Origin of the sequence: Streptomyces sp. NBC_00328 (assembly GCF_036139655.1) — a bacterium.
Lineage (GTDB): Bacteria > Actinomycetota > Actinomycetes > Streptomycetales > Streptomycetaceae > Streptomyces.
Window position 1 is genome coordinate 7,068,388 of sequence record NZ_CP108013.1, and the last position, 21,741, is coordinate 7,090,128.

Consider the following 21,741-nt stretch of genomic DNA (forward strand, 5'->3'; position numbering starts at 1 on the left):
AACCGGGAATCTCCCGGTGGCCACGCGCGTTGTTCCCTTTGCGGGGCGGCGTCCGTCGGCCCGCGGCTCAGCCCATCTACGTAAGGATCCAATGACCTCCTCTTCTTCCCCTTCCCAGGACGCGCAGACTTCCGCGCAGAACTACCCCGAAGGTCTTCGGGCCGATGCCCTGATGGAAGAGGACGTCGCCTGGAGCCACGAGATCGACGGAGACCGGGACGGCGAGCAGTTCGAACGCTCCGAGCGCGCGGCCCTGCGCCGTGTGGCGGGCCTCTCCACCGAGCTCGAGGACGTCACCGAGGTCGAGTACCGACAGCTCCGTCTGGAGCGCGTCGTCCTCGTCGGTGTCTGGACCTCGGGGACCATCCAGGACGCGGACAACTCGCTGGCCGAGCTGGCCGCGCTCGCGGAGACCGCGGGAGCGCTCGTGCTCGACGGCCTCGTCCAGCGCCGTGACAAGCCCGACGCGGCCACGTACATCGGTTCCGGCAAGGCCAACGAGCTCCGGGACATCGTGATCGAGACCGGCGCCGACACCGTGATCTGTGACGGTGAACTGAGCCCCGGCCAGCTGATCCACCTCGAGGACGTCGTCAAGGTCAAGGTCATCGACCGTACGGCCCTGATCCTCGACATCTTCGCCCAGCACGCCAAGTCCCGTGAGGGCAAGGCGCAGGTGGCGCTCGCGCAGATGCAGTACATGCTGCCGCGGCTGCGAGGCTGGGGTCAGTCGCTGTCCCGTCAGATGGGCGGCGGCAAGGGCGGCGGCCTCGCCACCCGTGGTCCCGGTGAGACCAAGATCGAGACGGACCGGCGCCGTATCCGCGAGAAGATGGCGAAGATGCGCCGGGAGATCGCGGAGATGAAGACCGGCCGCGAGATCAAGCGCCAGGAGCGCCGCCGCAACAAGGTGCCCTCGGTCGCCATCGCCGGTTACACGAACGCCGGCAAGTCGTCCCTGCTCAACCGCCTCACGGGCGCGGGCGTCCTCGTCGAGAACGCGCTGTTCGCGACCCTCGACCCGACCGTGCGCCGGGCCGAGACCCCGAGCGGGCGGCTGTACACGCTGGTCGACACGGTCGGATTCGTACGCCATCTGCCGCACCACCTGGTCGAGGCGTTCCGCTCCACCATGGAGGAGGTCGGCGACTCCGACCTGATCCTGCACGTCGTGGACGGTTCGCACCCGGCACCGGAGGAGCAGCTGGCAGCGGTCCGCGAGGTCATCGGTGACGTCGGCGCGACCAAGGTGCCCGAGATCGTCGTGATCAACAAGGCGGACGCGGCGGACCCGCTGGTGCTCCAGCGCCTGCTGCGGATCGAGAAGCGCTCCATCGCGGTCTCGGCGCGTACGGGCCAGGGCATGGACGAACTGCTCGCGCTGATCGACAACGAGCTGCCGCGCCCCTCGGTCGAGGTCGAGGCGCTCGTTCCGTACACGCAGGGCAAGCTCGTCGCCCGCGCCCACACCGAGGGCGAGGTGATCTCCGAGGAGCACACCGAGGAGGGCACCCTGCTCAAGGCGCGGGTGCACGAGGAGCTGGCCGCGGACCTCGCGCCGTACGTCGCGGCGCCCGCCCTCCGGTAGGCGACCGGGGCGGCACCCCGGCGGCCCACCGCTCAGCACGTACGAAGGCCCGTCCCCTCCCGAGGGGGCGGGCCTTCGCCGTGCCGGCCTGTCACGTCGTGCGGGTCACCGCCCGGCGAACTTCGCGCTCACCGAGTCGTACACACCCTTGGCCACATCGCCCAGCCGCGGGCCGGCCAGCCAGCCGAACTTGACCGGGCCGATCGAGGTGTTGGACACCAGAGCAGGCTTGCCGTCCGAACCCGTGGCCACCCAGCCGCCGCCCGAGGAACCGCCGGTCATCGTGCAGCCGATGCGGTACATGGTCGGGTCGGACTGCGCGACCGACAGCCGTCCCGGCTTGTCCGTGCACTGGTACAGCTTCTGGCCGTCGAACGGCGCCGCGGCCGGGTATCCGGTGGCCGTGATGCTCGACACCTGGGGCACGGCCGGAGCGTTGAAGTTCACCGGCAGCGCCGAACCCACCGTCTCCTCCAGGGACTTGCCGTTGCCGCCCTTCTCCGGCGTCACATGCAGCACCGCGTAGTCGTACGAGGCTCCCTGGCCGCCCGTGGAACCGCCCTGCTCGATCCACTGGTCCGAGGTCTGCGCCCAGTCGCTCCACCAGACCCCGTACGGAGCGACCTCCTGGCGCGGGGCGCTCTCCAACTGCGCCTCCGTCCTGCCGGCGTCGTTGTACGAGGGCACGAAGGCGATGTTGCGGTACCAGCCGCCCTTCTTGCCGGCGTGCACACAGTGGCCCGCGGTCCACACGAGGTTGGACTTGCCCGGGTGCGCCGGGTCCTCGACCACCGTCGCCGAGCAGACCATCGTGCCCTCGGGGGCGTCGAAGAACACCTTGCCCGCCTCGGGCACGCCGGCGTGGTACGACGCCTTCACGGCCCGAGCCGTCACCGGGGCCGGTTCCGGGTCGGTGACGCCCTGGTCACCGGTGAGGTCGGCGGCGTCGACGCCCTTGTTCTTGTCCGGGTCGTCCGCGCCGCGCATGCGGGCCGGGTCCCAGAGGTCCTTGATGATCGGGTTGATGAAGTCGTCGGCCTGGCGCAGCCATTCGTCCCTGTCCCAGTTCTTCCAGGCGCCTTTCTTCCACTTGTCGACATCGATGCCGTGCTCTTTGAGCTTGTTCTTGATGTCGTCCGGGATCTGGATCTTTCCGTCACCGCCCTGGGACGCGGAGGCGCTCGGCTCACCGCTCGCCGTGTCGCTGCCCGAGTCGCAGGCGGTGGCCGTCAGCGTCAGCGCCGCGGCGAGGCCGACGGCGGCCAGGACGGGGGACGTTCTGCGGCGCGCGCTCCTGCCTCGACGGGTGGCGAAGGGCGGGCGTATGGATCGCATGGTGTAACTCCCCCTGGAATCATGGGAACGGTGCGGTGCGTCTGCGGGTGCCTGAGCGGCTCGTCCGGCAGGGCCGAACGGCATCACAGACTATGCGGTCGCCATGAGGGACGCCCGACGGAACGGCAACGGTTCAGCTACGGGGGCGCTCCCACGGTACCCGGCGGTCTCTGACGGGGAGCCATCGCGCGCGCCGCCGATCCACCCCGGCGGAGAACCGGCGAAGAACCCGGCGAGGAACCTCGAATTCACCCGCTTCCCAACGCGGCCGGCGTCGTTGGTATGTACGGGGGGCCTGCCGCCTGTGTCCGGACCCTTCTGCCAACTCGCCTCTGAACAGCGGGAGGACCTGCAGTCGTGGCCGTGACCGAGTCAGTGGTGGTGCCGGTGGGGGCGCCAGGGGCATCCGAGAGGGCGCGGGACACCGGCGCCGAGGCGTCCGAGCGGGCGCGCGCCGCGCACGAAGGCATTCTGCGGCGCCAGTCGGCGCGCGAATCGGCGGCTCGCACCTACGCGCGCGCCCTTCCGATCGTTCCCGTACGGGCCCGCGGGCTGACGATCGAGGGTGCCGACGGGCGCCGCTATCTCGACTGCCTCTCCGGAGCCGGGACCCTGGCCCTCGGACACAACCACCCCGTCGTCCTGGAAGCGATCAGAAAGGTCCTCGACTCGGGGGCGCCCTTGCACGTCCTGGACCTCGCGACACCGGTCAAGGACGCCTTCACCACCGAGCTGTTCCGCACCCTTCCGCCGCGGTTCGCCGAGCGCGCGCGGGTCCAGTTCTGCGGACCGGCCGGGACGGACGCCGTGGAGGCCGCGTTCAAACTGGTGCGCGCGGCCACCGGCCGCACCGGCATGCTCGCGTTCACCGGCGCCTACCACGGGATGACCGCGGGGGCGCTGGAAGCGTCAGGCGGCGCGACCGACGTACGCGTCGCGCGCCTGCCCTATCCGCAGGACTACCGCTGCCCGTTCGGCATCGGCGGCGACCGCGGCGCCGAACTCGGCGCGCGCTGGACGGAGTCGCTCCTCGACGACACCAAGTCGGGCGTCCCGCTCCCCGCCGGGATGATCTTCGAGCCCGTCCAGGGCGAGGGCGGGGTCATTCCCGCGCCGGACGCCTGGACACGGCGGATGCGGGAGATCACACGGACCCGGAACATCCCGCTGATCGTGGACGAGGTCCAGACGGGTGTGGGCCGGACCGGCACCTTCTGGGCGGTGGAACACAGCGGGATCACCCCGGATGTGATGGTGCTGTCCAAGGCCATCGGCGGCAGCCTGCCACTGGCCGTCATCGTCTACCGCGACGACCTCGACGTCTGGGAGCCCGGCGCCCACGCCGGCACCTTCCGCGGCAACCAACTGGCCATGGCCGCCGGCACGGCCACCCTGGCGTACGTCCGCGAGCACGGCCTCGCCGAACGCGCGGCGACCGTCGGGGCCCGCATGCTGGACCGGCTGCGCGCGCTCGCCACGGAGTTCCCCTGTGTCGGCGACGTTCGCGGGCGCGGTTTGATGATCGGCGTCGAACTCGTCGACCCCGAAGGGCCACGGCAGCCCACGCCCGACGGCCCCACACCCGACGGCCCCCGCCCCGCCGCCCCCGAACTCGCCGCCGCCGTCCAGCGGGAGTGCCTGAGCCGGGGCCTGATCGTGGAACTAGGCGGCCGCCGGTCCAGCGTCGTACGGCTCCTGCCTCCCCTGACGATCAGCGACGAACAGGCGTCGGCCGTGCTCGACCGGCTCGCGGACGCGGTGAGCGCGGTGAGCGCCACGGCCCTGCGTGACCGGAGACCCGGGAGGGACGGGACACGGGGTGCCGACGGTCCTGAGTGACGGCCCGGCCTCCTCCGCACCGGGCGTACGCATTCCGGTGCGACCCGTCGGAACACCCGCCCGAGGACACCACGGACCCGGCGGGCCCGGTCGGTGAGGAACGAGCCCGCGCCTACCGCCCTCCCCGCCCCACCGACCGACCCGGAACGCCGAGCGGGCGACGCCCGCCGCTTCCGCCCCGGTCCCGTCGCCGCACGAGCCCGAACGACCCGCAAGGAACCTCTCGTGAACACCACTCCCGCATCCGACAGCCCTCCCTCCCCGTACGACGGCCCTCCCGTCCCCTGCGAGCGAACGGCCGTCGGCACACAGGCCCCGTACGTGCCCGGCCCGGAGTCCGTCCCCCGGCAGACCGAGGCGGCCAGGGCGCCCGTACGGCCGGGCGGGGTCACCGTCGACCTGCTGGACCTCCTCGACCACCCCGACATCCGGACGGCGGCGCAGGCGGCGGCGGTCGAGAACCTGCTGCGCTGCTGGGTACGGGAGAACAACCTGGCCGCCCCCCATGACGGCACCCTGCGCATCCCTCTGCCGGCCAGCGGAGCGACCCTGCTCGTTCCCGTCCACCACTGGTCCCCCTCCGGCTGGCACCGCTTCGGGCTCCCCCTCCTCGCCGGAGCTCCCGCACAGGCACCGGCCGTCGACGCGGTGACCGTGGCGGCCCTCCTCGCACGGCAGACGGCTCCCGGGACACCGGCCGCGGAGACGCGTCTCCCGGCACCGCCGGTACCCCCGGCGCCCCGCGGCGAACCGGCGACAGCCGTGCCGGACGAAGACGACGCCCGGCACACCGACAGCCCGGCCGGTGAAGGCGCCGACCTCGTCGGCCGTGTCGCCGACTCGGTCCGGCGCACCGCCGTGTTCATCAGGGACCGCAGGGAGCACCCCGCCGACCCACCCGACCTCTTCCTCGCGGCGGAACAGGCGCTCCTCCTCGGTCACCCCCTGCACCCGACACCGAAGGGCCGCGACGGCCTCTCCGACGCGGAGGGCAGGCTCTACTCACCCGAGCTGCGGGGCTCCTTCCCCCTGCACTGGATGGCGGTCGCCCCCTCGGTACTGGCCTCCGACTCGGCCTGGACGGAACGCGGCCGCCCCGTGTCGGCGGAACAGCTGACCATGCGGCTGGCCGGGCCCGGACCGGCGCTCCCCGAGGGCTACGCCGCCGTACTGCCCCTCCACCCCTGGCAGATGCGCGAGGTCCGGCACCGCCCCGGGACCGCGGCCCTGCTGGATGCCGGACTGCTCCGCGACCTCGGTCCGCGGGGCACGCCGTGGCACCCCACCTCCTCCGTCCGCACGGTCTACCGCTCCGGCGCCCCCGCGATGCTGAAACTGTCGCTGGGCCTGCGCATCACCAACTCCCGTCGGGAGAACCTCCGCAAGGAACTCCACCGCGGGGCGGAGGTCCACCGACTGCTGCGCGGCGGCCTGTTCGAGCAGTGGCACTCCGTCCACCCGGGCTTCGACATTGTCCGCGACCCGTCCTGGCTCGCCGTCGACGACCGGGACGGCAACCCGCTTCCCGGGCTCGACGTGATGATCCGCCACAACCCGTTCCGGCCCACGGACGACGTCGGCTGTGTCGCGGGGCTGGTCTCACCCCGGCCGTACGCGCGACCGGGCACGCACAACCCGGCCGAGCGCGGCCCCTTCATGCGCTCCCGGCTCACCGAGATCGTCACCGGGCTCGCCGGCCGGACCGGCCGCCCGCGCGGCGCCGTCGCCACCGAATGGTTCCTGCGCTACCTCGAACAGGTCGTACGCCCCGTGCTCTGGCTGGACAGCGAGGCGGGCATCGCGCTGGAGGCGCACCAGCAGAACACCCTGCTCCTGCTGGACGCGGACGGCTGGCCCACCGGCGGCCGCTACCGCGACAACCAGGGCTACTACTTCCGCGCGTCCCGGCGCGCGGAACTCGACCACCGGCTGCCCGGCATCGGGGAGCGCAGCGACACCTTCGTCTCCGACGAGGTCACCGACGAACGCTTCGCCTACTACCTGGCGATCAACAACGTGTGCGGCCTCATCGGAGCCTTCGGCTCCCAACGGCTGGCCGACGAAAGCCTGTTGCTCGCCGCGTTCCGGCGCTTCCTCGCCGGCGTGGCCACCGGCCCGGCCCGGCTGCGCACTCCGCTGCCCGCCCTGCTGCTCGACTCACCCGTCCTGCGCTGCAAGGCCAACCTGCTCACCCGGCTGCACGGCCTCGACGAGCTCGTCGGTCCGGTCGACACCCAGTCCGTCTACGTCACCATCACCAACCCCCTTCATTCCTGAGGGGCTTGGCCCACCCCGTCTCCCGAGAGGAGCGTCGTCGTGCCTCCCACCGACGAGAGCACCGACGCCGGCACCGCCCGCGCCGCCCGAGCCGCCCTGGGATCCGCGCCAGGATCCCGCGCGGGCACCGGCTTCGACCCCGGCGCCGGCACGGACTGCGAGGACACGCTCGACCTGCGCCTCTCGGACGAACTGATCGCACTGTTCGCCGGGGACACCGGCTCTCGGGACGGGACCGTGGACGGGACCACGACGGGCGCCGTCCACGGGGCTCGGGGCGGATCTCGGGAGGAGACCCCGGACGCGGACGATCTGCTCGACCGGGTCGGCGGCTGGGGGCCGGCCAGGACGATCGCGGGCGCCCTCCACCTCGTCCCGGTGCGTGGCGGCCGCGACCTGGCTCTCGTCCACCGCTGGATGAACGACCCCGCCGTCGCGGAGTTCTGGGAGCTGGCGGGGCCCGAGGCCGTGGTCGAGGAACATGTGCTCCGCCAGCTCGACGGCGACGGACGCAGCGTGCCGTGCATCGGGGTGCTCGACAACACCCCGATGAGCTACTGGGAGATCTACCGCGCGGATCTCGATCCCCTGGCACGCCACTACCCCGCCCGACCCCACGACACCGGGATCCACCTCCTCATCGGCGGTGTCGCCGACCGAGGGCGAGGACTCGGCTCCACCCTGCTCAGAGCCGTCGCCGACCACGTGCTGGACAGGCGCCCCTCGTGTGCTCGGGTCGTCGCGGAACCCGACCTCCGCAACACCCCCTCCGTGTCCGCGTTTCTGAGCGCGGGCTTCCGGTTCTCGGCCGAGGTCGATCTGCCCGGTAAAAGAGGGGCTCTCATGATCCGGGACCGGTCCTTGCGCGATCTGCTGTAGAGCCGTCGCTCCCGGCCCACCGGGTGATCCGGAGCAGAGCCGTCACTCTCGGTTCGCCGGTCCGTCCCCTGTGGAGCCGTGGAGCTGTGGTTCGTGGGCCACCGACCGCCCATCGACCGCTCGTCCCGATCCGGTCCCCGTCGAGGAGTCTCCGTGCCCCACCCATCCGTCGTCCCGGACGCCAGGGAGACGCCCGCCTTGATCACGGCGTCGGTTCCCGCCTTGATCTCTCGGTTGTCAGTGGCGCCCCGTAGGCTGGCAGCGCTATGACAAAGCCCTCACTCCCCGAACTCCTGCATGCTGCCGTCACCGCTGTCGGCGGCACGGAGCGCCCCGGCCAGGTGACCATGGCCGAATCCGTCGCCGCCGCCATCGACGACAGCTCCCACCTGCTGATCCAGGCGGGCACCGGCACCGGAAAGTCGCTCGGCTACCTGGTGCCCGCGCTCGCGCACGGCGAGCGGGTGGTCGTGGCGACCGCCACCCTGGCGCTCCAGCGCCAGCTCGTGGAGCGGGACCTGCCGCGCACCGTCGACGCGCTGCACCCGCTGCTGCGGCGCCGCCCCGATTTCGCGATGCTGAAGGGCCGGTCGAACTACCTGTGCCTGCACCGCCTGCACGAGGGCGTGCCGCAGGACGAGGAAGAGGGCCTCTTCGACCCGTTCGAGGCGGCCGCGCCCACCAGCAAGCTGGGACAGGACCTGCTGCGCCTGCGCGACTGGTCGGACGAGACCGAGACCGGTGACCGGGACGACCTCACACCCGGTGTCTCCGACCGGGCCTGGGGCCAGGTGTCGGTGTCCTCCCGGGAGTGCCTCGGCGCCACGAAGTGCGCCTACGGAGCGGAGTGCTTCGCCGAGATGGCCCGCGAGCGGGCCAAGCTCGCCGAGGTCGTCGTCACCAACCACGCGCTGCTCGCGATCGACGCCATCGAGGGCGCGCCGGTCCTGCCGCAGCACGAGGTACTGATCGTCGACGAGGCCCACGAGCTGGTCTCCCGGGTCACCGGCGTCGCCACCGGCGAGCTCACACCGGGACAGGTCAACCGTGCCGTGCGCCGCTCCGCGAAGCTCGTCAACGAAAAGGCCGCCGACCAGCTCCAGTCCGCCGCCGAGGGCTTCGAACGCCTGATGGAGCTGGCCCTGCCGGGCCGCCTGGAGGAGATCCCCGAGGACCTCGGGTACGCGCTGATGGCGCTGCGCGACGCCGCACGCACGGTGATCACCGCCCTCGGGTCCACCCGCGACAAGTCCGTCCAGGACGAGGACGCCGTACGCAAGCAGGCCCTGGCGTCCGTGGAATCCGTGCACGCCGTGGCGGAGCGCATCGCCAACGGCTCCGAATGGGACGTCGTCTGGTACGAGCGTCATGACCGCTTCGGAGCCTCCCTCCGGGTCGCTCCGATGAACGTGTCCGGGCTCCTCAGGGAAAAGCTGTTCGCCGACCGCTCGGTCGTCCTGACGTCCGCGACCCTCAAGCTCGGCGGCGACTTCAACGGCGTGGGAGCGTCGATGGGGCTGGCCCCCGAAGGCACCGAGGGCGAGGACGTCCCTCAGTGGAAGGGCATCGACGTCGGTTCGCCCTTCGACTACCCCCGGCAGGGCATCCTGTACGTCGCCCGGCATCTCTCGCGCCCCGCGCGGGACGCCGATCGCGGGGACATGCTCACCGAGCTCACCGAGCTGATCCAGGCCGCCGGCGGTCGCACGCTCGGTCTGTTCTCCTCGATGCGCGCGGCCCAGCTCGCGGCGGAGGAACTGCGGACCCGCATCCCCGAGTACCCGATCCTGCTCCAGGGCGAGGAGACGCTCGGCGAGCTGATCAAGAATTTCGCGGCCGACCCGAAGACCTGTCTGTTCGGCACGCTCTCGCTCTGGCAGGGCGTGGACGTGCCGGGCCCCAGTTGTCAGCTGGTCGTCATGGACAAGATCCCCTTCCCCCGCCCCGACGACCCGCTCATGAGCGCACGCCAGAAAGCGGTCGAGGAGAACGGGGGGAACGGTTTCATGGCCGTCGCCGCCACCCACGCCGCGCTCCTCATGGCCCAGGGCGCCGGGCGTCTCGTCAGGGCTTCCGGGGACCGGGGGGTGGTCGCGGTGCTGGACCAGCGTCTGGCCACGGCCCGCTACGGCAGCTATCTGAAGGCCTCGCTCCCCGACTTCTGGTACACCACCGACCCGAACCAGGTCCGTAGATCCCTCGCGGCGATCGACGAGAAAGCCCGGATGACCGAGGAGTCCGCGGCGAAGGCCGACGGCGCGGCAGGCCAGGCGGACGAGATCGAGGCGGTCGAGGCGGAGGACGCGTAGCGCACTCCACGAGTCCGTCCGTCCGGCCGCCGGGCGACCGGACGGACGGCGAGCGAACGAACAGGACCCCGGAACCGGCGCAGTTGGTTCCGGGGCCCGGTCAGGGGCGGGGGCGGCGGACCGCCCGTCGCGGTGTCACACCCGGCGCAGCACGGCGACGACCTTTCCGAGGATGGTCGCCTCGTCACCGGGGATCGGCTGGTACGCCGAGTTGTGCGGCAGCAGCCACACGTGTCCGTCCTCGCGCTTGAACCGCTTCACCGTGGCTTCGCCGTCCAGCATCGCGGCGACGATGTCGCCGTTCTCGGCGACCGGCTGGCGGCGGACCGTCACCCAGTCCCCGTCGCAGATGGCGGCCTCGATCATCGAGTCACCGACGACCTTCAGGACGAACAGCTCCCCGTCGCCGACGAGCTGGCGGGGGAGGGGGAACACGTCCTCCACCGACTCCTCGGCGAGGATCGGGCCACCGGCGGCGATACGGCCGACGAGCGGAACGTAGGACGCGGCCGGCTTGCCCGCGGTGTCCGTCGGCTGCACCGACGACTGGTCGGACCCCCGTACCTCGTACGCGCGCGGGCGGTGCGGGTCTCGCCGCAGGAAGCCCTTGCGCTCCAATGCCATCAGCTGGTGTGCGACGGAGGAGGTGCTGGAGAGGCCGACGGCCTGCCCGATCTCCCGCATCGACGGCGGGTAGCCGCGCCGCTGCACGGAGTCCCGGATCACCTCGATCACCCGGCGCTGCCGGTCCGTGAGTCCCGAGCTGTCGGCCCGGATGCCTGGAGGTCGGCCAGGCAGGGAGCGCTTTGGCCCCTCATGATTCGCGGCTTCGTTCATCACATGCACCGGCTCGAGTCGGCCCTGGGAGCGGTCCTGGGCGGTGATGGTGGCGCTGTCTGCGGTGGTGGTCACGTCGGCCCCTCTCGATGGTCTCCCTGCTGGACAACGGTAGTTGCTTTCGAAAGGTTGCGCCAAACACACGTTCGAGTGAAAAAAAGCGAATTGCCTGACGTGAGCATGTGTCTGGGTGTATGGCTGGGCGATGCGCCTGGCGGGCGAACGGGTGCATCGCTGTACCCTTCACCGCCGGAGGCGGCGGCCGCGCCGGCCGACCTGGGCCGCCGTCCAGTCTGCCATCCGATGGCCGCCAGGCCGGGAACCGGCCCTCTTTCCGTGTGCCGACCACGCTATCCCCGTGTGTCCGGGATGGGTATGCCTGTGCGGCACGTGCCCTTACGTGTACGACACGCGGGTCGTGGGCGATTTTACGAGTCGATCCCCACATCTAGTGGTTGGATTGCGGAGGCATCCCAGAAGTTGTGGTCCCCCGGTCTCCGGACCCTCGGGCATCGCCTATGCTTGAGGCTGCTTCGAGGGACCGGTGAGGTCCCGCGAGGTTCCTGAGTCGTGCTGTGAAGGAGGGTTGGAGCCATGCACTGCCCCTTCTGCAGGCACCCGGACAGCCGCGTCGTCGACAGTCGTACGACCGACGACGGCACGTCGATCCGCAGGCGCCGCCAGTGCCCCGACTGCTCCCGTCGTTTCACGACCGTGGAGACGTGCTCGCTGATGGTGGTGAAGCGCTCCGGTGTGACCGAGCCCTTCAGCCGCACCAAGGTCATCAACGGTGTGCGCAAGGCCTGCCAGGGACGGCCCGTCACCGAGGACGCGCTCGCCCAGCTCGGCCAGCGGGTCGAAGAGGCCGTGCGAGCCACCGGAAGCGCCGAGCTGACCACCCACGACGTGGGGCTGGCCATACTCGGACCCTTGCAGGAACTCGACCTCGTGGCCTACATGAGGTTCGCGTCCGTGTACCGGGCCTTCGACTCGCTCGACGACTTCGAAGCCGCCATCGCGGAACTCAGGCAGGTGAATCAGCGCCCCGCCGCGGACGACGACGTCCCGGACGTGGTGCGCCAGGAGACCGATCACGGGTCCGGCGGAACCGCTGAGGTTCCCGTGCCCGCCACCGCCGCCGACTGACCGCGGACCGGACCCTTCGGGGCGTCCGGGCCCGCCCGCGGGCGGCGACCACAGACTTGCAGCGCACGGCCGTACCAGCGGCGCGCGCGGCATCAGACACAGACCGTGCCACGGGAAGTTCGCGGCACTTCAGCGCGTTTTAGCCTGTTACAGGGAGGCGGCAATGACAGAGACGGCGAGCGGTCCGGCACGAGGTTCCCGCGCGAAGAGCGGAGCCAAGGCCAGCAAGGGACTGCGCATCGAGCGCATTCACACCACCCCCGGCGTGCACCCGTACGACGAGGTGGAGTGGGAGCGCCGTGACGTCGTCATGACCAACTGGCGCGACGGCTCGGTCAACTTCGAGCAGCGTGGCGTCGAGTTCCCCGGCTTCTGGTCGGTGAACGCGGTCAACATCGTCACCAGCAAGTACTTCCGAGGTGCCGTCGGCACCCCGCAGCGCGAGGTGAGCCTGAGGCAGCTCATCGACCGCATCGTGAAGACGTACCGGAAGGCCGGCGAGGACTTCAGGTACTTCGCTTCGCCCGCCGACGCCGAGATCTTCGAGCACGAGCTGGCGTACGCCCTCCTGCACCAGATCTTCAGCTTCAACAGCCCTGTCTGGTTCAACGTCGGGACCCCCCAGCCCCAGCAGGTCTCCGCCTGCTTCATCCTGGCCGTCGACGACTCCATGGAGTCGATCCTCGACTGGTACAAGGAAGAGGGCATGATCTTCAAGGGCGGCTCCGGCGCCGGCCTGAACCTCTCCCGCATCCGCTCCTCCAAGGAGCTCCTCTCCTCGGGCGGCAACGCCTCGGGTCCCGTCTCCTTCATGCGCGGTGCCGACGCCTCCGCAGGAACGATCAAGTCGGGCGGCGCCACCCGCCGTGCGGCCAAGATGGTCATCCTCGACGTCGACCACCCCGACATCGAGGACTTCATCCAGACCAAGGTCAAGGAAGAGGAGAAGATCCGCGCCCTGCGTGACGCGGGCTTCGACATGGACCTGGGCGGCGACGACATCACGTCCGTCCAGTACCAGAACGCCAACAACTCGGTCCGCGTGAACGACACGTTCATGAAGGCGGTCGAGGAGGGCGGCAAGTTCGGCCTCACCTCGCGGATGACCGGCGAGGTCATCGAGGAGGTCGACGCCAAGTCGCTCTTCCGCAAGATGGCCGAGGCCGCCTGGGCCTGCGCCGACCCGGGCATCCAGTACGACGACACGATCAACCACTGGCACACGTGCCCGGAGTCCGGTCGTATCAACGGCTCGAACCCGTGCAGCGAGTACATGCACCTGGACAACACGTCCTGCAACCTCGCCTCGCTGAACCTGATGAAGTTCCTGAAGGACGACGGCAAGGGCCACCAGTCCTTCGACGTCGAGCGCTTCGCCCAGGTCGTCGAGCTGGTCATCACCGCGATGGACATCTCCATCTGCTTCGCCGACTTCCCGACCGAGAAGATCGGCGAGAACACCCGCGCCTTCCGTCAGCTCGGCATCGGCTACGCCAACCTCGGCGCCCTCCTGATGGCGACCGGCCACGCGTACGACTCCGACGGCGGCCGCGCGCTCGCCGGCGCCATCAGCTCCCTGATGACCGGCAGGTCGTACAAGCGCTCCGCCGAGCTCGCCGCGGTCGTCGGCCCGTACGACGGCTACGCCCGCAACGCGCAGCCCCACCAGCGCGTCATGAAGCAGCACGCCGACGCCAACACCGCGGCCGTCCGCGTGGACGACCTGGACACCCCGATCTGGGCCGCCGCCACGGAGGCCTGGCAGGACGTGATCCGCCTCGGCGAGAAGAACGGCTTCCGCAACGCGCAGGCCTCAGTCATCGCCCCGACCGGCACCATCGGTCTCGCGATGTCCTGCGACACCACCGGCCTCGAGCCCGACCTCGCGCTGGTCAAGTTCAAGAAGCTGGTCGGCGGCGGCTCGATGCAGATCGTCAACGGCACCGTGCCGCAGGCCCTGCGCCGCCTGGGATACCAGGAGGAGCAGATCGAGGCGGTCGTCGCCCACATCGCCGAGAACGGCAATGTGATCGACGCCCCCGGCCTCAAGCACGAGCACTACGAGGTCTTCGACTGCGCCATGGGCGAGCGTTCCATCTCCGCGATGGGCCACGTCCGCATGATGGCCGCGATCCAGCCGTGGATCTCCGGCGCGCTCTCCAAGACGGTCAACCTGCCGGAGACGGCGACCGTCGAGGACGTCGAAGAGGTCTACTTCGAGGCGTGGAAGATGGGCGTCAAGGCGCTCGCGATCTACCGCGACAACTGCAAGGTCGGCCAGCCCCTCTCCGCCAAGACCAAGGAGAAGGAGAAGTCCGCGACGGAGGCTGTCACGGCCAAGGCCGAGGACACCATCCGTACCGCGGTCGAGAAGGTCGTCGAGTACCGCCCGGTCCGCAAGCGTCTGCCCAAGGGCCGTCCCGGCATCACCACGTCCTTCACGGTCGGCGGCGCCGAGGGCTACATGACCGCCAACTCCTACCCCGACGACGGTCTCGGCGAGGTCTTCCTGAAGATGTCGAAGCAGGGCTCCACCCTCGCCGGCATGATGGACGCCTTCTCGATCGCCGTCTCGGTCGGCCTCCAGTACGGCGTGCCGCTGGAGACGTACGTCTCGAAGTTCACCAACATGCGCTTCGAGCCGGCCGGCATGACGGACGACCCGGACGTGCGGATGGCGCAGTCGATCGTCGACTACATCTTCCGCCGCCTGGCGCTGGACTTCCTGCCCTTCGAGACGCGCTCCGCGCTCGGCATCCACTCCGCCGAGGAGCGTCAGCGTCACCTGGAGACGGGTTCCTACGAGCCCACCGACGACGAGCTCGACGTCGAGGGCCTGGCCCAGTCCGCGCCCCGCGCGCAGGAGCTGAAGGCCGTCGCCGCCCCCAAGGCCGAGGCCGTCGTGGCGGAGCCCGCCCCGAAGCAGGTCCGCACCAGTGCCGAACTGGTGGAGATGCAGCTGGGCATCCAGGCCGACGCCCCGCTCTGCTTCTCCTGCGGCACGAAGATGCAGCGGGCCGGGTCCTGCTACATCTGCGAGGGCTGCGGTTCGACGAGCGGTTGCAGCTGACACCGGACGCCGGTCCGGCGAGCGGTCGCGGCTGACACCGAGCGCCCTCCGGGCGTGAACAGCTGATCAGGGCGGTGGAGCGGGCAGTCGGCTCCACCGCCCTCGGCGTTGCCGTCGGGGGTGCCACCGCGCCCGGCGGCGGGCGGGTCGTGTGCGCGCCCACCCGTCCGGCGGCGAGCCCGTCGTGCGCGCCGCCTTCCGGTGTCCCGGGCGCCGCGCGGCGACGGCCCAGGACCCGACTGAATTCGCTTTTCATACGAAACGATCAACGGCTAGTCTCCCTCCGCGCGCATGGAGCGCGATGGGGAGGCGGGGGACATGGCTGACAAGGTGACCGGATCGAGAAGAGGCCTGAACACGGGGGTTCAGGCCGTCGCGGCGGTGGTGCTGGTCGCGGGCGTCACGGGGGGCATATGGGGGCTGTCGAGGGTGCTTCCGAACAGCAACGGCACCGACGACCCGGCCAGGTGCTCCGACCGGCTCGGAACCCCGCCGCCGAAGCGCGTCTCCGGTGAGCAGCTGTGCCAGGCGCTCAACCGCGCGGACCTGCCGGCCCTCCTCGGGACGCCCGACGAGCACGCGCAGACGGCCGACGGCGACGACAGCTGGATCACCCTCGACGGCGGCACCAAGATCGCCAGCCCTCAAGCGAACGTCACGCTGAAGACGTACTCCGTGAAGCTGACGGCCTCGGACGACCGGCTCTCCGTCGCCCAGGGCCTGGACCTGCTGCCGAAGGCGGAGCCGAGGCAGATCCTGGGCCACCCGGCGGTCCTCTACTCGGACCGGACGATCGCCCTCAGCTTCGGCTCGGGCAAGGTCGAGAGCGGCCCCGGCGGCGTCGCCCGCAGTCTGCTGGTCGCCAGGGACGCCAAGGGGGGCGGCGGTTCGTTCGAGATCTCCGTCTGGCGTCAGGACGATGTGGCGCCCGACGACGCGGCGCTGTTCCGCGTCGCCGAGCTGGTGCTGCCGACGGTCCCGGGCTGGAAGAGCGGCTGAACACCCGCCGTCGGACAGGCCCTGCGCGGGTCCGGGACCGACGGCCGGCACAGCGCGGACAGGAGGACACCGGGCTGCGCCTCACGCCTCCTGCGGGCTGCCCATGACCCGCGCGAAGGTCGCCGGATCGGTGTCGTAGCCGTGGATGCCCGGGTGGAACGTCCATTCCCCGGAGTGGTCGCGCACGAACTCCCCGATGGTCGCCGCCGTCGAGCCCAGGACGTCGCCGAAGTCGCCCTGCGTCAGGACGGTGTAGCCCTCACGCAGGCGGAAGGCGGGGTTGAGGACACCGACGAAGGTCCGGGCCTCGGTGCGCTGCTGGATGAGGACACCGACGACCACGCGCCCGTAACGGCTGTCCAGGCGCTCGAGTTCCAGGGTCATGACCTCGTCCCAGCCGAAGCCCTTGCCGTCCTTGCTGTCGCGGTTCAGATAGATGGTGCCGTCCGGAGAACGGCTGCCGAAATACACTACGTAGTCCGGGTTTCCGTGCGGAGCGGACGCCAGATACGTCGCCGCGACGATGTCGAGATCGGTCGCGGGCTCACCCGCGGGACTGGGATCCCACTTGATCGCCAACTCGGCCTTGCGGATTCCCTTGTTGAGACCGTTCACCGGATGTCCCCTCCCCGTTCCTCAACAGTGGTCAAACCAACTCCCCTGAGAGTAGGGCCGGTTGTCCATCGTGCCACGCACACCGGGGCGTTCGCCCGGGTCCACTCCGCCCGAGCGTGACCGGCGCCACGTTCCGGGGCCTTACGATGGCGCGGTGCTGGTCAAGTGGATTCGCTGCACCGTGGTCGACCGCCGCGGTTTCGAACGGGGGCAGCGAAAGTGGGCGGGGCTTCTGGGAGAGCCGGGATTCCGGGGACAGGGGGGAGGGTGGAGCGCGGGGCGGTCCGGCGTCGCTCACATCTTCTCCTTCTGGGAGAGCCGCGCCTTCTACGACTCCTTCATGGCCCGGTCCCATGACCGGCTCGCCGCATCGCAGTCGGGCACTTTCAAGGACTCCCAGGTCAAGCTGTTCGACTACCGCTTCGACGTGAAGACGGGCTTCGAGCCGCGCTTCACCGACTCCGACGTGGTCCGGGTCGCGCACTGCCGTGTCCACGAGGAGCGCGCGGAGCACTTCGCACTCATGCAGGAGAAGGTCTGGAACCCCGCGATGGCCGGTTCGCCCGGCATGATCCGGGGCATGTTCGGCGAGGCGCCCGGCAGCGAGTTCCTGGTGCTGTCCATGTGGCGGTCGGCCGCCGAGCACGGCAAATACCGCGCCGAGCGGCTGGAGAGGCTCGCGCTGCGCGCCCAGCTGGACGCCGACATAGCCGCTCTCGCGGGGGACGTCGTACAGCTGGAACCCGGCTGGATCGTCTGACGGGCCCCTCCCCTCGGGCGAACTGATGTGCGGGAACGGTGTGACCTGCGCCTTATGAGACCGTACGACTGCTCGAACGGTGCCGGCACGATCTAGGGTTTCGGCATGGCACGACCACGGCGCATCGTCCTTGTCCGGCACGGCGAGTCGGTGGGCAATGCCGACGACACCGTGTACGAACGCGAGCCCGACCACGCTCTGGCGCTCACGGAGACGGGGTGGCAGCAGGCGGAGAACACCGGCAAGCAGTTGCGCGAACTCTTCGGAACGGAGCGCGTAAGCGTTTACGTCTCGCCTTACCGCCGAACCCACGAGACGTTCCGGGCCTTCCATCTCGACCCCGGGCTCGTCCGGGTGCGCGAGGAACCGCGACTGCGCGAGCAGGACTGGGGCAACTGGCAGGACCGTGACGACGTACGTCTTCAGAAGGCGTATCGCGACGCGTACGGGCACTTCTTCTACCGGTTCGCGCAGGGCGAGTCGGGGGCCGACGTGTACGACCGGGTCGGCGGCTTCCTGGAGAGCCTGTACCGGAGCTTCGAGGCCCCCGACCACCCGCCGAACGTGCTCCTGGTGACCCATGGCCTGGCCATGCGGCTGTTCTGCATGCGCTGGTTCCACTGGTCGGTCGCCGAGTTCGAATCGCTCTCCAACCCGGGGAACGCGGAGGTGAGGATGCTCGTTCTGGGGGAGGACGGCCGATACACCCTCGACCGTCCCTTCGAGCAGTGGCGTGATCCGGAAATCGTACGGAGCCACCGGATAGAGTGGCAGGGCGATGATCGCTGACACCTCTCCCGACGGGCGCTTCGAGCGCGCCCTCGCCAGCCTGCGCGGAATCGCGGTGGGAGACGCGCTGGGCTCGCAGTTCTTCGTGCCCGCGAACTACCCGCTGCTCAAGCGCCGGGAGCTGCCGCCCCAGCCCTGGCAGTGGACCGACGACACCGAGATGGCCTGCTCCGTGGTCGCTGTCCTGGCCACGCACCACCGCATCGACCAGGACGCGCTGGCGCACTCCTTCGCCCACCACCACGACTTCGACCGGGGCTACGGCCCGGCGGTCAACCGGCTGCTGCGGCTGATCCGGGAGGGGGGAGACTGGCGCGAGCTCGCGTCGGCCCTCTTCAAGGGGCAGGGCTCCTGGGGCAACGGCGCCGCGATGCGGATCGCCCCGCTGGGCGCCTGGTACGCCGACGATCCGGAGCAGGCGACCCACCAGGCGGAGATCTCCGCCTATCCGACGCATCAGCACCGCGAGGCCGTGGTCGGCGCCATGGCCGTCGCCGCGGCCGCCGCGCTGTCCGCCGACCCGGCGGGACCGCCGAGCGCCGAGGCCCTGCTGGACGGCGTCATCGCGCTCGTACCGCGCAGCGCCGTGGGGGCCGGGCTGAGGCGCGCCCGCGACATGCTCGACTACGGGGACGCCGCGACCGTGGCCGCCGTACTGGGCTGCGGACGGCGTACGTCGGCCCACGACACCGTGCCCTTCGCCCTGTGGTCCGCGGCCCGTGCCCTGGGTGACTACGAAGAGGGCTTCTGGACCACCGCCCAGGTCGGTGGCGACGTGGACACGACGTGCTCCATCGTGGGCGGCGTGGTCGCCTCCGGGAAGGCGGGAGCGCCCCCCGGGGCATGGCTGGACGCCACGGAGGCGCTGCCGGAATGGCTGCCCGGGCTTCCGTCCGGAAGTGACGCAGGCGCCGCGTAGGGCGTACGGCAGGGGGTTCCCGGGCTTCCTGGGCCACCGAGTGTGCGGACGGCGCGCGGGGGCGCGGGCGGCGGGCGTGGAGGGGACGCTGGGCTGTGTCACAGGCTTGCTACAGCCCCGCAGCGCCGTCGTGAGCCGCTTTACCCCCGGATACCGTGTGCGCCACGCCGCCCGTTGATCATGACGGGCGTGTGCCGACGAAACACCGGCCGACAGCCTCCCCGCCCCAGTGGCGCAATCCGGGCTGCCCGGTGACCGGCTGGGAGGGGATCCCTTGTCCGACATACCGTCCACGCCCGAGCCCGTTGAGGGGTCATCGGCGCAGCGGAACAGCCCAGAAGCGAGCGAGGAGATTCCGGGAGCCGGGTCCCGGACCACGCGGACACCGGAGCCGGCGGACTCCAGGGGCCCGGCCGAACCGGGATTCACGGTGCGGCGACCGGAGACCGGTCCCGGCGCGATGGCGAAGTCGGCCGAACCGGGGGGTGCGGACGGGCCTGGGGGCAAGGCTGCCTCCGGGGGCGCGGAAGAGTCTGAGGGTGTGGCCGAACCGGGGGGTGGCGACGAGCCTGAGGGTTCGGCCGAACCGGGGAGTGCGGCCGAGCCGGTGGGTGCGGACGGATCCGAGGGCGGGGATGTATCCGGGGGTACGGACGAGCCCGGGGGTTCGGACGCCTCCCGGGAGGACGAGGTGACCGGCGGCGGGCAAGCGCCTGGCGCGCGGTCCTCGTCCGAGCGGGTGGCCAGGGCCGAGGGCCGACCGCGGTCCCAGGCCTCCCGATCGCCGCAGGCGAGGACCGGCAAGACGGCCCCGTCGGCCGCCCCCGAACTGTGGTCACCGGAGTTGTGGGCCACGTCGCCCGCCCCGGTGCGTACGCCCACGCTGTGGGCCGTGCTCGCGACCGGCGTGCTGAGCATGCTGCTCCTCGACGGCGGTCTGGCGGTCAACCTTCTGCTGGTCGCGATCCCCACAGCACTCGCCGCGTACTTCGCGGGCCGGGACGCGGGGCGCCGCACGCGCGCGTGGAGCGTGGTCTGGGGCGTCGGCGGCATTGGTCTGCTGGCCGTGCCCGCTCTGCGGGACGCGGACTGGCCGTCGTTCCTGGCCGTCGTGACGGCGATCGGGCTCGGCTCGCTCGCGCTGAACGGCGGCCGCACCTGGCCCGCGGTTCTGCTCGGACCCGTCGGCGTGGTCAACTCGGTGGTCACCGGTGTCGCCTGGGGCTGGCGCGGGCTGCGGGAACGATTCGGCGGAGCCCGTCGGGGAGTGGGTGTCGGGCTGCGCGCGTTCGTGGTGAGCGCCGTCCTGCTGCTTGTCTTCGGGGCGTTGTTCGCCGGAGCCGACGCCGCCTTCGCCGATCTGCTCGGCGACCTGGTGCCGGACACCTCGGTCACCGGTGGACCCTGGCGCGTGGTGCTTCTGGTGTCGGGCCTGGTCGTGGCGCTGTCCGTGGCCCACACGGCGGCCGCACCGGTGCGACTGGACCGGGTCGTGGTGCGACCCGGCCGCCCGCGCAACCGTGTCGAGTGGGCCCTCCCGCTGATCGTGCTCACGGTGCTCTTCGCGGCCTTCAACGCGGTCCAGCTCGTCGTGCTCTTCGGCGGTTACGACGCGGTGCTGGAGAAGACCGACCAGACGTACGCCGAATACGCGCGCCAAGGTTTCTGGCAGCTGCTGTTCGTCACGCTGCTGACGCTGCTCGTCGTGGTGTTCGCGCTGCGCTGGGCACCGCGGGACGGCGCCGGCGACCGGAAGCTGGTGCGCGGTGTGCTGGGAACTCTCTGCGGCCTGGCGCTCGTTGTCGTGGCATCCGCTGTGCGACGTATGGACATGTATGTGGAGGCCTATGGGCTGACGCGGCTGAGGATCTCGGTGCTGGCCGGAGAGCTGTGGCTGGGCCTGGTCATCGTGCTCATCATGGCGGCCGGCGTGTGGGGCGCCCGCTGGCTGCCCCGCGCCGTCGCGGCCAGCGCGGCGGCCGGCGTCCTCGCGTTCGGGCTGATGTCGCCCGACAGCCTGATCGCCGAGAGGAACGTCCAGCGGTACGAGGACACGGGCAAGTTCGACGTCCTGTACGCCCGCGAGCTGTCGGCCGACGCCGTACCCGCCCTCGACGAACTCAAGGAGCCGATGCGTTCCTGCGTGCTGAGGCCGATCGCCGACGAACTGGACCAGGATGACGCGCCCTGGTACGCGACCAGTTGGGGTGAGGTCCGGGCCCGGGACATCCTCCGGGACCACCCGCCCGCCGAGTCCATCAGCGGGAGCCAGTGCGACTCGTTGACGGAGTTCCCCGAGTACCGCTGAACACGTTCTTCCGATGCGTCCAAGTCCAAGCTCAAGTCACGGCCGCGTCCAAGTCCACGTCACGTCCACGT

The 21,741-nt window shown here is 70.9% G+C and carries 14 protein-coding genes and 1 pseudogene; 12 read left to right on the forward strand and 3 right to left on the reverse strand.

The window, feature by feature from the left end:
* The first annotated feature begins 91 nt into the window (after positions 1 to 91).
* On the forward strand, positions 92 to 1,588 hold the full coding sequence (hflX, locus tag OG485_RS31100) for a GTPase HflX (protein ID WP_328671908.1): 1,497 nt from the start codon (positions 92 to 94) through the stop codon (positions 1,586 to 1,588).
* Positions 1,589 to 1,693: 105 nt separating this feature from the next.
* Here hflX and OG485_RS31105 read toward each other — a convergent pair whose 3' ends face one another.
* Positions 1,694 to 2,923 carry a trypsin-like serine peptidase gene (locus tag OG485_RS31105; RefSeq protein WP_328671909.1) on the reverse strand — a complete coding sequence of 410 codons (1,230 nt, stop codon included), beginning with the start codon at positions 2,921 to 2,923 and terminating at the stop codon, positions 1,694 to 1,696.
* 387 nt (positions 2,924 to 3,310) lie between these two features.
* On the opposite strand from OG485_RS31105, the gene OG485_RS31110 reads away from it, so the two are divergent.
* The 4 genes from OG485_RS31110 (at position 3,311) to OG485_RS31125 (ending at position 10,227) form a co-directional block, all read left to right on the forward strand.
* The gene (locus OG485_RS31110) at positions 3,311 to 4,762 is read left to right on the forward strand and encodes a diaminobutyrate--2-oxoglutarate transaminase family protein (RefSeq protein ID WP_443048950.1); all 1,452 of its coding nucleotides are present in this window, start codon (positions 3,311 to 3,313) and stop codon (positions 4,760 to 4,762) included.
* 225 nt (positions 4,763 to 4,987) lie between these two features.
* Positions 4,988 to 7,039, forward strand: a complete 2,052-nt coding sequence (locus tag OG485_RS31115) for an IucA/IucC family protein (protein WP_443048789.1) — start codon at positions 4,988 to 4,990, stop codon at positions 7,037 to 7,039.
* A gap of 39 nt (positions 7,040 to 7,078) precedes the next feature.
* Positions 7,079 to 7,918, forward strand: a complete 840-nt coding sequence (locus OG485_RS31120) for a GNAT family N-acetyltransferase (protein WP_328671910.1) — start codon at positions 7,079 to 7,081, stop codon at positions 7,916 to 7,918.
* 266 nt (positions 7,919 to 8,184) lie between these two features.
* Positions 8,185 to 10,227: an ATP-dependent DNA helicase gene (locus OG485_RS31125; RefSeq protein ID WP_328671911.1), complete on the forward strand. Its 2,043-nt coding sequence runs from the start codon at positions 8,185 to 8,187 to the stop codon at positions 10,225 to 10,227.
* A 135-nt stretch (positions 10,228 to 10,362) separates the two neighbouring features.
* Here the strand turns inward: OG485_RS31125 and lexA are convergent, their stop codons facing one another.
* A complete protein-coding gene (gene lexA, locus OG485_RS31130) occupies positions 10,363 to 11,139 on the reverse strand; it encodes a transcriptional repressor LexA (RefSeq protein ID WP_103549644.1) in 777 nt (258 codons plus the stop codon).
* 519 nt (positions 11,140 to 11,658) lie between these two features.
* Between lexA and nrdR the strand changes: the two genes are divergently transcribed.
* The 3 genes from nrdR to OG485_RS31145 all read left to right on the forward strand — a co-directional run bounded on the left by nrdR (position 11,659) and on the right by OG485_RS31145 (position 16,279).
* Positions 11,659 to 12,210: a transcriptional regulator NrdR gene (gene nrdR, locus OG485_RS31135; RefSeq protein ID WP_328671912.1), complete on the forward strand. Its 552-nt coding sequence runs from the start codon at positions 11,659 to 11,661 to the stop codon at positions 12,208 to 12,210.
* 163 nt (positions 12,211 to 12,373) lie between these two features.
* Entirely contained in the window at positions 12,374 to 15,280 is a 2,907-nt protein-coding gene (locus tag OG485_RS31140) for a vitamin B12-dependent ribonucleotide reductase (RefSeq protein WP_328671913.1), read from the forward strand.
* 318 nt (positions 15,281 to 15,598) lie between these two features.
* Positions 15,599 to 16,279, forward strand: a complete 681-nt coding sequence (locus OG485_RS31145) for a DUF6215 domain-containing protein (protein ID WP_328671914.1) — start codon at positions 15,599 to 15,601, stop codon at positions 16,277 to 16,279.
* Between the two features lie 81 nt (positions 16,280 to 16,360).
* Here the strand turns inward: OG485_RS31145 and OG485_RS31150 are convergent, their stop codons facing one another.
* Entirely contained in the window at positions 16,361 to 16,894 is a 534-nt protein-coding gene (locus tag OG485_RS31150) for a TerD family protein (RefSeq protein WP_326785094.1), read from the reverse strand.
* A gap of 154 nt (positions 16,895 to 17,048) precedes the next feature.
* Between OG485_RS31150 and OG485_RS31155 the strand changes: the two genes are divergently transcribed.
* The 4 genes and pseudogenes from OG485_RS31155 (at position 17,049) to OG485_RS31170 (ending at position 21,670) form a co-directional block, all read left to right on the forward strand.
* Entirely contained in the window at positions 17,049 to 17,654 is a 606-nt protein-coding gene (locus tag OG485_RS31155) for a YdbC family protein (protein ID WP_326785093.1), read from the forward strand.
* A 105-nt stretch (positions 17,655 to 17,759) separates the two neighbouring features.
* Positions 17,760 to 18,420: pseudogene (locus OG485_RS31160) on the forward strand (histidine phosphatase family protein).
* A 12-nt stretch (positions 18,421 to 18,432) separates the two neighbouring features.
* On the forward strand, positions 18,433 to 19,362 hold the full coding sequence (locus OG485_RS31165; RefSeq protein ID WP_328671915.1) for an ADP-ribosylglycohydrolase family protein: 930 nt from the start codon (positions 18,433 to 18,435) through the stop codon (positions 19,360 to 19,362).
* Positions 19,363 to 19,822: 460 nt separating this feature from the next.
* Positions 19,823 to 21,670, forward strand: coding sequence for a DUF4153 domain-containing protein (locus OG485_RS31170; RefSeq protein ID WP_443048951.1), 1,848 nt, complete (start codon positions 19,823 to 19,825; stop codon positions 21,668 to 21,670).
* Positions 21,671 to 21,741: the final 71 nt, after the last annotated feature.